Here is a 16420-nt window from a genome sequence, read left to right on the forward strand (position 1 = left end):
GGTGGTGAGGTCGGCGAGAGTCCTCAGGAGGCGGCGAGGATCTCGTCGCCGATCAGGGGGATCTGGTCGGCGCCGACCTCGACGGCCGACATGTAGTGGCGCAGCCAGGAGCGCAGGCCGTCGGGGGTACCCGTGGCGAAGGCGCCGGCCGCACCGACGTACTCGGGCTCCCGTTCCCGGTGGCCGACGTCCACGGCGACCAGCCCGCGCGGATCGAAGCCGGTCGAGATCAGCACCAGCCGGGCGGCGGCCCGGGCCACCACCCCGGACGGGCCGGCGAACGGACGCAGGTTCAGCAGCTCGCCGTGCACCACCGCGGCCAGCACCAGCGGGGGCACCTTTGTCCCGCCGGCGACCAGCGCGGCCAGCCCGTCGAGGCGCCCCGCGACCACCGGGTCGGCCACCGGCCGGCCCAACTCCGCCTCGGCGACGACGTCCCGGGCGGCGAGCACGTGCAGCCGGGCGAGGGCCTGCCGGGGGGCCTTCGGCCAGAGCTCGCTCAACCCGGGCAGCGCCCCGGCCACCCGCAAGGCTCCCTGGAGCACCGGGTCGGTGACCGTGCCGGCGCGTACCTCCTCGCGGTCGTGCGGGCGGCCCTCCAGGGCGGCGCTGGCCACCGCCGAACGGAGGCTGACCTCGGCGGCCACCTGACCGCCGTGGCGGCGCAGCGCGCGGTGCCGATGGGCCTCGTCGACCCGCTCGCGGGCCCGCTCGACGGCGGGCGCGATATCGGCGAGCGCGAGCAGCGGAGCGAGCGGATCGGTGGTCACCCCGCCACGCTATCCATCGCACTCTGCCCGCCGGGCGCCACCCGGCCGGAAGGCGACCCGGGCCACGGTGACCGGCACCCGGCGGGCAGGCGACGCGGTCCTCGGTGATCGGCACCGATTGCGGCGAACCGGGCCCTCCCCGGCCCGGGAAGGACCGGTCTGCCGCATATCGGGACGGACCTCGGCCAGGCCGCGGGCCGGGACCGACCTCGGCCGGGCCAGGCCGCCGGCCGGCGACCGGGCGGGGTGGGCGCCCGTCCGGCGCGTGGCGAGGGCCGCTGAGCGCGTGGCCGGTCCCTGGGCGCTCGCGGCGGAGGTACGGCCGGACTAACCTCTCCCGGGTAGGAGACGCAGGTCACGCGACGAAGGAGTCATCGCATGAGCGAGGCATTGGCCAACTTGCTGAACGAGACGCGCCAGTTCCCGCCGCCGGCCGAGCTCGCCGCGAACGCCAACGTCAAGGCCGAGGCGTACGCCGAGGCGGCCGAGGACCGGCTCGCCTTCTGGGAGCGCCAGGCCGACCGGCTGACCTGGGCGAAGAAGTGGGACCAGGCGCTCGACTGGTCGAACGCGCCGTTCGCGAAGTGGTTCGTGGGCGGGCAGCTCAACGTGGCGTACAACTGCCTGGACCGGCACGTGGAGGCCGGCCGGGGCGACAAGGTGGCGATCCACTGGGAGGGCGAACCGGGTGACACCCGCACCCTCACCTACGCCGACCTGCACAAGCTCACCTGCCAGGCGGCGAACGCGCTGACCGAGCTGGGCGTGACCGCCGGCGACCGGGTGGCGATCTACCTGCCGATGATCCCCGAGGCGGCGGTGGCGATGCTGGCCTGCGCCCGGATCGGCGCCACGCACAGCGTGGTCTTCGGCGGCTTCTCCGCCGACGCGCTGACCAACCGGATCCAGGACGCCAGCGCCAAGGTGGTGATCACCGCGGACGGCGGCTACCGCCGGGGCAAGCCGTCGGCGCTCAAGCCGACCGTGGACGAGGCGGTGGCGAAGTGCCCCTCGGTGGAGCATGTGCTGGTGGTCCGCCGGACCGGCGAGGAGGTCGCCTGGTCGGCGAAGGACCACTGGTGGCACGAGACGGTGGAGACCGCCGCCCCGGAGCACACCGCGCAGCCGTTCGACGCCGAGCACCCGCTCTTCATCCTCTACACCAGCGGCACCACCGCCCGGCCGAAGGGCATCCTGCACACCACCGGCGGCTACCTGACCCAGACGTCGTACACCACGCACGCGGTCTTCGACCTGAAGCCGGAGACCGACGTCTACTGGTGCACCGCCGACATCGGCTGGGTCACCGGGCACTCCTACATCGTGTACGGCCCGCTCTCCAACGGCGCCACCCAGGTCATGTACGAGGGCACCCCGGACACCCCGCACAAGGGCCGGTTCTGGGAGCTGGTGGACAAATACCAGGTCACCATCCTGTACACCGCGCCGACCCTGATCCGCACCATGATGAAGTGGGGCGAGGACATCCCGGCCGGCTACGACCTCTCCTCGCTGCGGCTGCTGGGCAGCGTCGGCGAGCCGATCAACCCGGAGGCGTGGATCTGGTACCGCCAGTACGTCGGCCGGGGTGAGCTGCCGGTCGTGGACACCTGGTGGCAGACCGAGACCGGGGCGATCATGATCTCTCCGTTGCCGGGCGTCACCGAGGCCAAGCCGGGCTCGGCGATGACCGCGCTGCCGGGCATCGTCGCCGACGTGGTGGACGACCAGGGCCAGTCGGTGCCCAACGGCGGCGGCGGTTACCTGGTGCTCAGGGAGCCGTGGCCGTCGATGCTGCGCACCGTGTGGGGCGACGACAACCGGTTCCTGGAGACCTACTGGTCGCGGTTCGGGGCCGGCGCCAACTCCGGCGACGAGTGGGTCTACTTCGCCGGTGACGGGGCGAAGAAGGACGACGACGGGCACATCTGGCTGCTCGGCCGGGTGGACGACGTGATGCTGGTGTCGGGCCACAACATCTCCACCACCGAGGTGGAGTCGGCGCTGGTCAGCCACCCGTCGGTGGCGGAGGCGGCGGTGGTGGGCGCGACCGACCCGACCACCGGCCAGGCGATCGTCGCGTTCGCCATCCCGCGCGGCAGCGCGGAGACCTCGGGCGAGGCGGGCGAGCAGCTCATCGCCGAGCTGCGCAACCACGTGGCGAAGACGCTCGGGCCGATCGCCAAGCCGCGGCAGATCATGCTGGTGCCGGAGCTGCCGAAGACCCGCTCCGGCAAGATCATGCGCCGGCTGCTGCGGGACGTCGCGGAGCACCGTTCGCTGGGTGACGTCACCACCCTCCAGGATTCGTCGGTGATGGAGCTGATCTCCTCGGGCATGAGTGGCGGGAAGTCCGACGAGGACTGACGGCAGACGTACGTACCCCTGAAGGTGGGTGACGGCCCGGGCGGGCCGTCACCCACCGTCGTTTCCGGGGAAGGGCGCCCATCGGAGGTTCGGTGGAGGCGTGCCGGGCTGAACGGGCAGAGGGACGCTGTCACCCCTCCCAGTGGCAGCGCTGCTTCCTCTAGGTTCAGCCGCACCGGGCCGGGTCGACGGGCGTCACTTCGACCGGCCGGTTCTCTCCTCCCATGCCCCACGAACGGAGCGGCATGCACACATTTCCGCAGTCCGGGTCGCGCCGACGACTACTTGTCGCGCTGCCCGCCATCGCCCTCGCCGCCGCGTCACTGACCGTGACCGGCAGCGCGGCCGCCCAGGAATCCGGTGTCAGCCGGACGATCGGGGCGGACGAGTTCTACATCAACTACGCCGAGCCGCAGGTGCAGCCGGACACGGCCGGCAAGGAGGTCAAGGGCAAGGACGGCATCTACACCTCGCCGGTCGACCAGGCGCGGGCCTACGACCGCAAGTTCGCCGGCGGCAACCCGGTGGCGGCGCGGGAGCTGGCCAAGCTCGAGGCCAAGGCGATCAAGACGGGCCAGAGCCCCCGGCAGATCAAGAAGGCCAAGAGCACCCAGACGGCCAAGCTGCTCACCCTGCTGGTGGAGTTCAACGACCAGGCGAACGACGACTTCAGCAACGTGTACGTGCCGAAGACGGTCTTCGAGGACCGGAGCTGTGTCCTCGGCAGCGTCCAGAACGGCCCGAAGCACAACAACATCCCGAACCCGGCGGCACTGCCCCACAAGGACAACAACTCCATGTGGGTGCCGGACTTCTCGCCCGAGCACTTCGACAAGATGCTCTACAGCAAGGAGGGCATCACCGAGCGGGTCCGCACCGACCTGACCGGGCCGGACGGCAAGCCGGGCGTCGACATCTCCGGGCGCACCATGCACAACATGTACCTGGAGATGTCCAAGGGCGCGTACACGGTGGACGGGCAGGCCAGCCCGTGGATCACGGTGCCGCACTCGGAGGGCTGGTACGCGGCCTCCCGCTGCTTCCAGGACGAGAACGGCAACTGGGTCGCCGGCCGCGAGCAGTCGATGAACGGCCACCCGGACAACCCGCAGGGCGCCGGCCGGCTCGCCACCGACGCGGTGGACACGCTGGCCAAGATGGACCCGAACTTCCCGTGGGCCGACTACGACATCGAGGACCAGGCCGACGCCGACGGCGACGGCAACTACAACGAGCCCGACGGCGTGATCGACCACCTGGTGCTCGTGCACGCGGGTGAGGACAAGTCCGGTGGCGGTGGCGCCCAGGGCCCCTACTCGATCTGGGCGCACTCCTCGACGGTGGCCGGCGGCTACACCGTCCCGGGCACCAACCTCAAGGTGTCGAACTACATCGTGCAGCCGGAGGACTCCGGCGTCGGCGTCTTCGCCCACGAGTACGGCCACGACCTCGGCCTGCCGGACCTGTACGACACCTCCGGCGCGGCCGACTCGGACGTCGATTTCTGGGACCTGATGGCCTCGGGCTCGCACTCCGGCGAGGTCTTCCAGGCGCTGCCCACCCACATGGGCATCTGGGACAAGTGGGTGCTCGGCTGGGCCGACCCGCTGCAGATCAACCCGGGTGACGACGCCCGCGCGGTGCAGCTCGGGCAGACCTCGAACACCCCGGTGGGCACCAAGGACGGCATCAAGATCAACCTGCCGGACAAGGTGGTCACGCTGGCGCAGCCGCACAGCGGCGCCAACATGTGGTACTCCGGCGCCGACCAGAACTGGGCCGACGTCAAGCTGAGCCGTACGGTGACCGTCCCGAACGCCGCCGACGCGAAGTTCTGGATGTGGAACAACTACGTCATCGAGGCGGACTGGGACTTCGGCTTCGTCGAGGTCTCCACCGACGGCGGCAACACCTGGACCGAGCAGAAGGTCTACGACGCCAGCGGCAAGCTGGTCACCACCAACGACGGCTACGCCGACCCGAACGGCCGCATGGTCGACTTCGGCGGCAAGAAGTACGGCCTCACCGGCAGCACGAGCGGCTGGCGGCACGACTACGTCGACCTGTCCGGTTTCGCCGGCCAGACGGTCCAGCTGCGGCTGCGGTACGCCACCGACGAGGCGTTCGTGGAGCGAGGCTGGTTCGCCGACGACTTCTCGGTCACCGGCGGCGGCGCCACCACCTGGAGCGACGACGTCGAGGGCGGCGCCAACGGCTGGAGCCAGGCGCTCGGCACCTTCACCGACACCACCGGTACCGGTTGGCACACCGACTCGGGCACCCAGGTCAAGTCGCACTACTACCTGGCCGAGTGGCGCAACTTCGACGGCTTCGACAAGGGCCTGAAGTACGCCTACGACACCAACTACTCGCGCGACGCGTGGAAGGTGGAGAAGGTCGCCTACAACGCGCCGGGCATGCTGGTCTGGTACCGGGACACCGCGCTGGGCAACGTCAACCACACGACCGCCCAGCTGACCTCGCTGCCCAGCTACGGGGCCAAGGGCGGCCTGCTGATCGTCGACTCGCACAACGACCCGCTGCGCCGGCAGGGCGAGGCGGCGGTCAAGGACACGTCGCTGCAGGACAACCTGCCCAGCCGCCCGCAGTCGTCGAACGCGGCCTTCTCACTGAACCAGACGTACCCCTTCCGGGAGTGCCTGGAGGCGGCGAACGAGCCGTACAGCGAGTACTGCACCGACTTCGGCGCCCAGGCCCCGGTGCCGGCGTTCACCGACGCCAAGGGCTGGTACCCGGGCATCGAGATCCGCGGTAGCAGCCTGTACTACCGGGACGCGGACGCCTCCGTGGTGGTGCCGTCGCGGCAGAACCAGCCGTACACCACCCGGATCACCAACCCGGACGGCACGCCGGCGACCGGCCTGTACGGGGCCCGCGTCGGGTCCACGGTGCTGGGCACGGGCAACCCCGGTGACGCGGGCGTCGCGTACGGCGTCTCGATCACCATCAAGCGGGCCGCCAAGGACAACTCGTACGCCACGGTGTACGTGACCTCGGCGACCCCGTGACCTGACCGCCCGCGCGTCGGGACACCTGCGGGGCCCGCCTGGAGCACACTGCTCCGGACGGGCCCCGTCGTCTTGCGCGGCACAGATATCTTTCGAATCCGCGTGACATTTCTCGGAGCGACAGCGCTCCCTGTTGGGGACCTCATAATCACCGTCACTTTCGGTGATCGTGGCCAAAACGTAATGTAATTCGACGCCGAATCAGTGAACGCTTTGGTCCCGTTTTGCCCAGGAAAATGGGGCGGTCTTCCCGGTGATTGACCGGTGACAACGATGAAAACACCTGTCATTGTGAGTGACGCATGACATGACAGCGATGGCTTTAGCTGTCTCTGTCGTGTAACAGATCCACAAAGGAGGAGGACCTTTGAGGAGACGAGTCACAGCGGGCCTGGCCTCGGCCGCGGCCGCGCTGCTGGCGGCCGGTGTCGTCACGGCGCCGGCGTCCGCCGCCCCGGTGGCGGAGGCCGCCCCCGGCGCCGACAAGGCCAAGCACGGCAAGGACAATCTCCCGGATCCCAAGGCGGATCAGCAGCGGGAGATCAAGAAGCAGGCGATCTCCGACCTGCTGCGGGGCAAGGCCAAGCTCCAGACGCGCAACGGCTCGAAGGTCATCCAGGTCAAGGACGACCTGTTCGTCGAGTACCAGCAGGCGCCGAAGGAAGACCCGATCTTCACGATGCTGGTCAACTTCGGTGACAAGACCGACCCCCGTACCGGCGGCTCCGCCGGCCCGGTGGTCAACCAGATCCCCGAGCCGGACCGCAACTGGGACGGCAGCTCCACCGACAACAACAGCACCCTGTGGCGCTCCGACTTCCACCGCGAGCACTACATGGACATGTTCTACGGTGAGGGCGAGTCGTTCCGGGACTTCTACCTCAAGCAGTCCGGCGGCCGGTACACCGTCAACGGTGACGTGAGCGACTGGGTCACCGTTCCCTACAACGAGGCCCGGTACGGCAGCAACGCCATCTCCGAGGCCGACGGCTACTGGAACTTTGTCAAGGACAGCGCCACGTCCTGGTACGACGCCCAGGTCCAGGCCGGCAAGACGCCGCAGCAGATCAAGGACTACCTGGCCCAGTTCGACCAGTGGGACCGGTACGACTACGACGGCGACGGCAACTTCAACGAGCCCGACGGCTACATCGACCACTTCCAGGCGGTGCACGCCGGTGAGGGCGAGGAGGCCGGCGGCGGCGCCCAGGGCGAGGACGCCATCTGGTCGCACCGCTGGGCGGCGTTCCCCAACCTCGAGGGCAAGGCCGGCCCGGCCGGCAACCTCGCGGGTGGGGTGCAGATCGGCGACACCGGGATGTGGATCCGTGACTACACCACGGAGCCGGAGAACGGTGGCCTCGGCGTCTTCGCCCACGAGTACGGTCACGACCTCGGTCTGCCGGACCTGTACGACACCGCGGGCGGCGACAACGGCACGGGCTTCTGGACGCTGATGTCCTCGGGTTCGTGGCTGAGCCACGGCATCGACGACATCGGCTCGACCCCGGGTTACATGGACCCGTGGTCGAAGCTCTACCTGGGTTGGCTGAACCACAGCACGGTCGACTACGGCTCGGGCACCACCAAGGTGACCCTCGGCCCGGCCGGTGACAGCGACGGGCCGAAGGCCCAGGCGGTCGTGGTCAACCTGCCCGCCCAGACCCAGACCACGAACTACAACACGCCGTTCGGCGGGTCGTACGAGTGGTGGGGCGGCAGCGCGGACGACCTGAACACCACGCTGACCCGCACCCTGGACCTGACCGGCGCGACCTCCGCGTCGATCACGGCGAAGGCCCAGTGGGACATCGAGGAGGACTACGACTTCCTCTACGCCGAGGTGTCGACCGACGGCGGTGCCACCTGGGCCGCCCTGCACAACTCGCTCATCGACGCCGGCGAGACCGGGGTCGACGGCTCCACCAGCGGCAACTGGGTCGACCTGACCTACGACCTGTCGGCGTACGCCGGCAAGAGCGTGACGTTCCGCTACCGCTACGCCACCGACGGCGGCGTGCACCTGGCCGGTCCGTTCCTGGACAACATCTCGCTGACCAAGAACGGCACCATCGCCTGGACCGACGACGCGGAAACCCTCGCCGCGGAGTGGACCGCGAAGGGCTGGACCCGGATGGGTGGTTCGGTCACCGCCAGCTACCCCCGCTTCTACATCGCCGAGAACCGGACGTACTTCGGTTACGACGACACGCTGCGGACCGGTGGCTACAACTTCGGCTGGGGCAACACCCGGCCGGACTTCGTGGAGCGGTTCTCGAACCAGCCCGGCATGCTGGTCTGGTACGTGAACTACGCGTACGGCGACAACAACACGTCGCAGCACCCGGGTTACGGGCTGAACCTCCCGGTCGACGTCCGCCCGGGCAAGATCCAGGTCGGCAACCAGGGCACCATCACCAACCGGCGCAACGGGTACGACGCCACGTTCAGCCTGTACGCCAAGCCGGCCCAGACCTTCCACAAGAACGGCGTGGAGGTCACGGTGCCGGAGCTCGACCCGACCCCGGTGTTCACCGACAACGGGATCAACAAGTACTGGAACAGCAACAACCCGTGGAACTCGGTGAAGGTGGCCGGCACCGGCACCAAGATCGAGATCTTGGAGCAGGGCACCACCCCGACCAGCGACATGGTCATCAAGATCACCAACTGATCGGGTAGCACCAGACCGGAAGGGGCCGGTGGCGGCGACGCCACCGGCCCCTTTCGCGTACCCCGGGACAGTTCGCCCTGCTCATCCCGTCCGATCGACCGATCCGGATGTGACGGTGAGGAGCGTTCCCCACAAAAAGTTGCCACAAATCGACGCACCACTCTTCCCACGCGTCACCGGAATGTCTATGTTCACCATTGGTCCCACACGTGGGACGTTTTCACCGGCCCGTACCCCCGTTGGGCCGGTTCCCTCACACCGGAGGTACCACGTGCGCAAAGTCGCAGTGGGTCTGCTCGGGCTTTCGTTGACGGCGACGGGACTGGTGGCGGGCACGGCCGCCAGTGCCGCGCCGGTGCCGAAGCTCCCGGCCGCCGCTCCGTCGGTCGCCGAGCCCGCGCAGACTGATCACGATCTGCCGAACCCACTCGAGACCAAGCGGCGGGCGCTGCGCCAAGAGGGCCTGAGCGAGGTCCTGTCCGGCAAGGCCACGCCGCAGCGGATCAACGGCAGCACGGTCGTCAAGGTGGGCGAGAAGGCGGCCGAGGGCGCCGCGGCCGGTCGCTCGGCCCGCAGCACCAAGGCCGGCAAGGGCCCGGTCAAGGACCAGTACGTCGAACTCTCCCGCGAGCGGACCGACAAGATCTTTGTGATCCTCGCCGAGTTCGGCAACGAGCGGCACCCGAACTACCCGGACCAGGACACCAACCCGAACACCCCGGGCCCGACCCGGTTCGACGGCCCGCTCAACAACGAGATCCCGCAGCCCAACCGGGCGGTGGACAACTCCACCGTCTGGCAGCCGAACTTCGACGCCGACCACTACCGGCAGCTCTACTTCGGCACCGCACCCGGCGACGAGTCGCTGAAGCAGTACTACGAGGCGCAGTCCTCGGGCCGGTACAGCGTCGACGGCGAGGTCACCGACTGGGTCAAGGTGAAGTACAACGAGGCCCGGTACGGCCGCTCCGGCGGCTACCCCTGCGCCTCGAACGTCTGCACCAACACCTGGGCGCTGGTCCGCGACGCCGCCAACCAGTGGGTCGCCGACCAGAAGGCCCAGGGCCGCACGGACGAGCAGATCGCCGCCGACGTCAAGTCGATGGACCAGTGGGACCGGTACGACTACGACGGCGACGGCAACTTCAACGAGCCGGACGGGTACATCGACCACTTCCAGATCGTCCACGCCGGCGGTGACGAGGCCGACGGCGACCCGTACCAGGGTGAGGACGCCATCTGGAGCCACCGCTGGTACGCCTTCGCGTCCGACCAGGGCAACACCGGCCCGGCCAACTTCCCGGCCGGCGGTACCCAGATCGGCAACACCGGTGTGTGGATCGGTGACTACACCATCCAGCCGGAGAACGGCGGCCGGAGCGTCTTCTACCACGAGTACGGTCACGACCTCGGCCTGCCGGACGACTACAACGTCACCAGCGGCGGGGACAACAACAACGAGCACTGGACCCTGATGGCCCAGAGCCGGCTCGGTGGCAAGAACGACGGTGGCATCGGCGAGCGGGGCGGCGACCTCGGCGCCTGGAACAAGCTCCAGCTCAACTGGCTCGACTACGAGGTCATCAAGGCCGGCCAGAAGCGCACGCTGAAGCTGGGCCCGCAGGAGTACAACTCCAAGGAGGCGCAGGGCGCGGTCGTCGTGCTGCCGAAGCGGACGTACACCTTCGAGAACGGCCAGCCGTTCGAGGGCGAGAAGCAGTACTTCTCCGGCAACGAGGACGACCTGAACACGTCGATGACGCGGACGATCGACCTCACCGGGAAGACCAGCGCCGCGCTCACCATGAAGGGTCGCTACAACATCGAAGAGGACTACGACTACCTCTTCTTCGAGGCGTCCACCGACGGCGGCCAGAACTGGTCCGCGCTGCCGGGCACCGTCGACGGCAAGGCCCTCAAGGAGATCTCGCCCGGGCGCTTCGCCCTGGACGGCTCCAGCGACGACAAGTGGGTCGACGTCAACATCCCGCTCGACTCGCTCGCCGGCAAGACCGTGCAGTTCCGGCTCCGCTACCAGACCGACGGCGGCGTCTCCATGGGCGGCTTCTACGGTGACGCGATCACCGTGACCGCCGACGGGGCGCCCGTCTTCACCGACGGCGCGGAGGCGGGCGCGGGTGACTGGGCGCTGAACGGCTTCAGCATCCAGGCCGCGACCTACACCCGCGACTTCGACAACTACTACATCGCGGGCAACCGGTCGTACGTCTCGTACGACAAGTACCTCAAGACCGGCCCGTACTACTTCGGGTACGCGAACACCCGCCCGGACTACGTGGACCACTACGCGTACCAGACGGGTCTGCTGATCTCCTACTGGAACCTGCGCTGGGCGGACAACGACACGTTCCAGCACCCGGGTGAGGGTCGGAACATGATCATCGACGCGCACCCGCGGCCGATCTACAACCTGACCGGCAACCCCTGGCGGGCCCGCGTCCAGGTCTACGACGCGCCGTTCAGCCTCCAGAAGGCGGACTCGTTCACGCTGCACATCAACAGCCAGCCGCAGTACATCCGTGGCCAGGCCGCGCAGCCGCTGTTCGACGACACCAAGCAGTTCTGGTACCCGGAGCTGCCGAACCACGGCGTCAAGCTCCCCGCCGTCGGCGTCAAGATCAAGGTCCTCGAGCAGAACGGCACCTCGATGAAGGTGCGCTTCTCCTGAGCCGCTGATCGCCGCGACACCCACGCGATGCCCGGGCAGGGCCACCTGCCCGGGCATCGCCCTTTCCGGCCGGCCCGCGGCACCCGCCCGGGTGTCCCGGAGAATCCCCTGATCCTCGCCACCTGCGGGGCCGGCAACGGATCGCCGGCCCTAGGCTGTGCCCCATGACCGACCAGCGTGGCGGACCCGTCGACGAGTCCTGCGTCCTCCCCGAGGGACCGTGGACGCACCGGTTCGTCGGCGCCAACGGCAGCCGCTTCCACGTCGTCGAGGCCGGCACCGGCCCGATGGTGCTCTTCCTGCACGGCTTCCCGGAATACTGGTACGCCTGGCACGAGCTGCTGCCGGCGGTCGCCGACGCGGGATTCCGGGCCGTCGCGGCCGACCTGCGCGGGTACGGCGCCAGCGACAAGCCACCCCGGGGGTACGACGGCTACACCCTCGCCGCCGACGTGGCCGGGCTGATCCGCGCCCTCGGCGAGCGGTCGGCGACCCTGGTGGGCTCCGGGGCCGGCGGGCTCATCGCGTGGACCGCCGCCTCGTTCCACCCCACCCTGGTCCGCCGGCTGGTGGTGCTCGGGGCGCCGCACCCGCTCCGGCTACGCGCGGCCATCTTCGCCGACCCGCGCGGCCAGTTCGCCGCCGCCACCCGGACGCTGAAGTTCCAGCTGCCCCGCTACGAGCACGTGCTGACCCGGGACGACGCCGTCGAGGTGGAGTCGATCCTGCGCCGCTGGGGCGGGCCGAGCTGGGTCGCCGGCCCGGAGTTCGAGGCGTACGCCCGGTGCTGCCGGGTGGCCATGCAGATCCCGCAGGCCGCCTTCTGCGCCATGGAGGGCTACCGCTGGGCGTTCCGGTCGGTGCTGCGACTGCACGGCTACCGGTTCGTCAAGCTGATGCAGAAGCCGCTGGTCACGCCGACCCTCCAGTTGCACGGCGCGCTGGACGAGGCCTCCCTGCCGCGGACCGCCCAGGGGTCCGGCCGCTACGTCAGCGCGCCGTACGAGTGGCGGCTGCTCGACGGGGTCGGCCACTTCCCGCACGTGGAGGCCCGGGACGTGGTGCTCGGCGAGATCCTGCGCTGGGCGAAGGCCTAGACCCGCTTCTCGCGCAGGTCGACGACCTCGTTGGCCGGCGCCCAGCCCTGGTAGACGCCGAAGTCGAACGCCTCCAGCCCCATCGCCCGGGCCACCGGCCAGCGGCCGCCGGTGTACTCCACCCGGAGCCAGCCCTCGTGCTCGGCCAGCACGATGAACGGCTGCCCCTGCCAGGTGCAGGTGGTCCGGACGTACGCCAGGTCCTCCACCTCGGCGGCCGGCACCACCCGGACGAACCGACCGGGGCGTACCTCCTCGAAGCTCTCGCCCGGTTCCGGCTGGTAGAGGCGGACGTCCTCGCCGTCGGGGCTGGCCTGGTACTCCCGGCCCCGCCAGCGGGCCACGTAGCCGTCGCGGCTCACGGCGCACCGACCCGGCGCCAGAGCAGCGCGTCGGTGTCCAGGGTGGCCACCACCCGCTCGCTACGGTCCGCGCCGATCCGCCACAGCTGCGCCCCGTGCGGCAGCCGGGCGCTGTCCACCTTGAACTCGGCGACGACGTCGCTGCTCTCCCCCGGCGCGAAACCGTTGCCCCGGAACGGCGGGCGCTCGATCACCCAGCCCTCCATGGCCCGCATCGCGGCCTCATTCTGCCCCCCGTAGGGGATGCGGTAGAGGCTCGGCCGGTACGCCGGCCAGCGCAGCACGTAGATCTCCTCGGCGTCACGGGAGAACGGCGTGTCCGGGTAGCCGAGGCCGAGCGCGTCGTACAGCTCGGCCGGCGTGCCGAGATGGGCGAGCTCGTTGGCCCGGTGCACGAAGCCGGACACCCGGTCGTAGCCGCGCTCCAGGTAGTAGGCGAGCTGGCTCGGGGCGACAGCCTTCTGCATGGTCACCGGCCGGGTCGGATCCACCGGCGGCGGGGCGGGCCGAGTCTCCGCCGACGTCGTCCCGGTGGCCGCCGGCTCGGGATCGCCCTCCGGGTCGTCGCCGAGCCCGACCTCGGCGGCCCAGTTGGCCAGGGCCAGCACCTGCTCGCCGGGATAGGTCGCGCCGACCGGGGTGCCCGGGTTCACCGCGAACGACCAGCTCTCGTCCGGCCAGCGCCGGATGAGCTGGACGAACTTCACGCGTACGGTGTCGACCGGACCGTCGGCGCGGTCGGCCAGCCGCTCCGGGGAGGTGTAGACCACCACGTACGGGCCGCCGTCGAGCTGCTCGGTGTGCCAGACGAAGCCCGGGTCACCCGGCCGGCTGCCGGCGGCGGATTCGGCCGCGACCGGCAGCAGCACTCGGGCCAGCAGCAGAGTGGAGAGGAATCCGTCGGTGCTGCCGCTGCCCACTGCACCGAGCAGCTCCTCCTCGACCTCGTTCGCCGGCACGAAGTCGGCCGGCGCCGGGACCACGGCAGCCGGGCCGGGCTCCGCACCCGGAACCGGGTCGGCGTGCCCGCCCGGGACCGGGTCGGCGTGCCCGCCCGGGACCGGGTCGGCGTGCCCGGGCAGGACCGGGTCGGCGGGCGGCGTGCCGTCGGTCGGTCTGGGCGTCGGCGCGGTCCAGGCGAGCGGCGCGGCAGGTGACGGAGTGGCGGTGGGCCGCTCGTCGGGAGCGGAGAGCTGCGCCGCCCGATCCCCGGAGGGTGCCGTCCAGGCGGGCGGCGCGACCGCCGTGGGCCGCCCGGCGGACGCGGACAGCGGCTCGGTCCGCTCGTCCGGGAACGGCACGGCCGGCGTGGACAGCGGCTCCGTCCGCTCATCCGGGAACGGCACGGCGGGCGCGGACAGCGGCTCGGTCCGGTCCGCCACCGCCGCGGCACGCGGGTACGGCGGCTCCGTTCGCCGCTGCGCCGGGCCGGCCGGCTCGAACAGGGGCCTCTCCGCCGAGGCGGAGGCGTCGAGCAACGGTTCGGTCGGCTCGCCGGTCGGGGCGACCGGCTCGAACGGCGGCCGGTCCGCCGTGGCGGAGCCGCCGGACAGCGGCGCGGTCGGCTCGGCAGCCGACGCCGGCACGTCCGTGGTCTCGGCGGGGCGGGCCGCCGGAACGGTCGGCTCGGACCGGCTCTCCCGGGCGGCCGGGTCGATGTGGAACGGCACGGTGGGTTCGGCGGGGCCCGCCCAGGGCTCGGCATGGCCTTCGCCGTCCGCCCCGTACGCCGGTGGCGCCGTCGCGGTGGCCATCGCCGAGGCGGCCGCGGGAACGGTGGGCACCGCGTACGCCTCGGGGACCACCGGACCCGCGCCGGCGCCCGCGCGGGCCGTCGGCGCCTCCACCGGCCCGGTGAGGTCGCGGGCTTCGATGATGGTGCCCTCGATGACGATCGGTGAGAAGCCCCGACGCCCGGCGGGCGGCCCGGACACCGGCTCGGCGATCGACGGGGGCAGTTCCTCCGCCTCGGGCGGTACGGCGGACCGGTCGTCCCCTGCCGGGATCGGCTGGGTGGGCTCGTCCACGTCGGAGGCGTCCCCGGCCTGGGGGCGGCGCCGAGGCAACGCCTGGGTGGCCTCAGCCGCCGAGGCCGGTGGCGGCGCAGGGCGGAACGGCCGGGGCGGTTCCTCCGGCCGGCTCGGGCCGAGCGCCGGCGTGGCCTCGGCGGCGTCCATGGGAAACGCCTGGGTGGGATCCTCCGGCACCGGCTCGTGCAGCGGCCGGCGGCGGGGGAACGGTTGCGTGCCCTGGGCGAACCGGGACGGCGGGACGGCCCGGTCACCGGCCTGGTGCGGCTGGTCCAGCGGGGACGGACGGCGGGCGGTCCGGCCCGAGGCGGGTTCGAAGAACGACCGGGCCGGGGGCGGGGCGGATCGGCCGTTGGGCGTGCCGGAGCGGGCCGCGGTGTCGAAGGGATCCGGCTCGTCCTGGCGCCGCCGCAGGTCGCTGACCCAGCCGGCGAGACTGTCCGGGGCCGGCCCCGGGTCGGGGCGGTCGGCGACGCGTTCGACGGGCGCGGCGAGGTCACCGGCACGGCGGGCGGGATCGCCGCTGGTGACGCGCCCGGACCACCCGTCGCGGGTGGCGCCCTCGTCCACTTCGCGCGGACCGAGCCGCGCCAGGCGCTCCGCGGTGAGCTGACCGTTCGCGGGGTCCGGGCGACGGGGGACCGCCGGTGGCACCGACGGCTCGGCCCGGCCGGGGACCGGGGCGCGCGTCGGCGTGCCCGGCACCGCCGGGAACGGCACGGTGGCGGGCTCGCCCGGCACTCGACCGGCGGGGGCCGACGGCGCCTGGCCGGTCGACGCGCCGGCCTGCGGCGGAACGGCGGCCGGGGGAACGGCGGCCGGGGGAACGTCCCGGCCCGGCGCGTCGGGACGGGGCCGGGCGGCCTTCTCCACCCGCTCCAACCGGGCGCGGGCCCCCATGGTCCGCCCCGGCAACCGGACGTCGCCCCGGGAGAGCTGGGCCACGAACCAGGCGGGCAGGTAACCCTCGATCGGCAGGCCGGGGTTGACCGCGAGCCACCACTCGTGGTTGGGCCAGCCGGCGGCCAGGTCGGCGTACGGGACGCGGCGGGTGGCTCCCGCGTCGCCGCCCAGGCAGGCCCGCATCGCGGTGACGGACGTGAATGCCAGGACGTGTGTCCGGCCGCCGGTCGTCCAGGTCCCCCAGCCGGCCGCGGCGGGCCCGGCGGGCGCCGGCCCGGCGACCGGCAGCAGCAGATCGACCCTGGTCAGGATGCGGAAGTAGAGCTGCTGGTCCTGCGCACGCAGGGCGTCCCGCATCGCCGCCTCGGCCTCGGTGGCCGGCTCCCATTCGGTCACGGCCACCTCTCCTTCCGCGCGCAGGCCACAGGCATCGCCTACAACCTACAAGGTGGTAACAAGATCACAATGGCTGGCCATCACCGGTCCGCCGCCGGTCGCG

Annotated in this window: 8 protein-coding genes; 5 read left to right on the forward strand and 3 right to left on the reverse strand. The window is 71.3% G+C overall.

Features of this window, described 5'->3' with window-relative positions; translation table 11 throughout:
• Positions 1 to 23: 23 nt before the first annotated feature.
• Positions 24 to 770: a Fic family protein gene (locus EFE23_RS00505; protein WP_123238844.1), complete on the reverse strand. Its 747-nt coding sequence runs from the start codon at positions 768 to 770 to the stop codon at positions 24 to 26.
• A 378-nt stretch (positions 771 to 1148) separates the two neighbouring features.
• Between EFE23_RS00505 and acs the strand changes: the two genes are divergently transcribed.
• From acs to EFE23_RS00530, 5 genes are all read left to right on the forward strand, one after another.
• Positions 1149 to 3137 carry an acetate--CoA ligase gene (gene acs, locus EFE23_RS00510; RefSeq protein WP_123238845.1) on the forward strand — a complete coding sequence of 663 codons (1989 nt, stop codon included), beginning with the start codon at positions 1149 to 1151 and terminating at the stop codon, positions 3135 to 3137.
• Positions 3138 to 3361: 224 nt separating this feature from the next.
• Positions 3362 to 6166: an immune inhibitor A domain-containing protein gene (locus EFE23_RS00515; RefSeq protein WP_199736874.1), complete on the forward strand. Its 2805-nt coding sequence runs from the start codon at positions 3362 to 3364 to the stop codon at positions 6164 to 6166.
• Between the two features lie 367 nt (positions 6167 to 6533).
• Entirely contained in the window at positions 6534 to 8840 is a 2307-nt protein-coding gene (locus EFE23_RS00520; RefSeq protein ID WP_123238847.1) for an immune inhibitor A domain-containing protein, read from the forward strand.
• A 286-nt stretch (positions 8841 to 9126) separates the two neighbouring features.
• Complete coding sequence (locus EFE23_RS00525; protein ID WP_123238848.1) at positions 9127 to 11529, forward strand: immune inhibitor A domain-containing protein; 2403 nt, start codon at positions 9127 to 9129, stop codon at positions 11527 to 11529.
• Between the two features lie 164 nt (positions 11530 to 11693).
• The gene (locus EFE23_RS00530; protein ID WP_123238849.1) at positions 11694 to 12626 is read left to right on the forward strand and encodes an alpha/beta fold hydrolase; all 933 of its coding nucleotides are present in this window, start codon (positions 11694 to 11696) and stop codon (positions 12624 to 12626) included.
• Here the strand turns inward: EFE23_RS00530 and EFE23_RS00535 are convergent.
• Together EFE23_RS00535 and EFE23_RS00540 are read right to left on the reverse strand one after the other, a co-directional pair.
• The gene (locus tag EFE23_RS00535; protein WP_123238850.1) at positions 12623 to 12988 is read right to left on the reverse strand and encodes a UCP033725 family protein; all 366 of its coding nucleotides are present in this window, start codon (positions 12986 to 12988) and stop codon (positions 12623 to 12625) included. The genes EFE23_RS00530 and EFE23_RS00535 overlap by 4 nt on opposite strands.
• Positions 12985 to 16317, reverse strand: coding sequence for an SseB family protein (locus EFE23_RS00540; RefSeq protein ID WP_233600793.1), 3333 nt, complete (start codon positions 16315 to 16317; stop codon positions 12985 to 12987). Before EFE23_RS00540 ends, EFE23_RS00535 begins: the two co-directional genes overlap by 4 nt.
• Positions 16318 to 16420: the final 103 nt, after the last annotated feature.

The sequence above is a fragment of the Micromonospora solifontis genome (assembly GCF_003725545.1).
GTDB lineage: Bacteria > Actinomycetota > Actinomycetes > Mycobacteriales > Micromonosporaceae > Micromonospora > Micromonospora solifontis.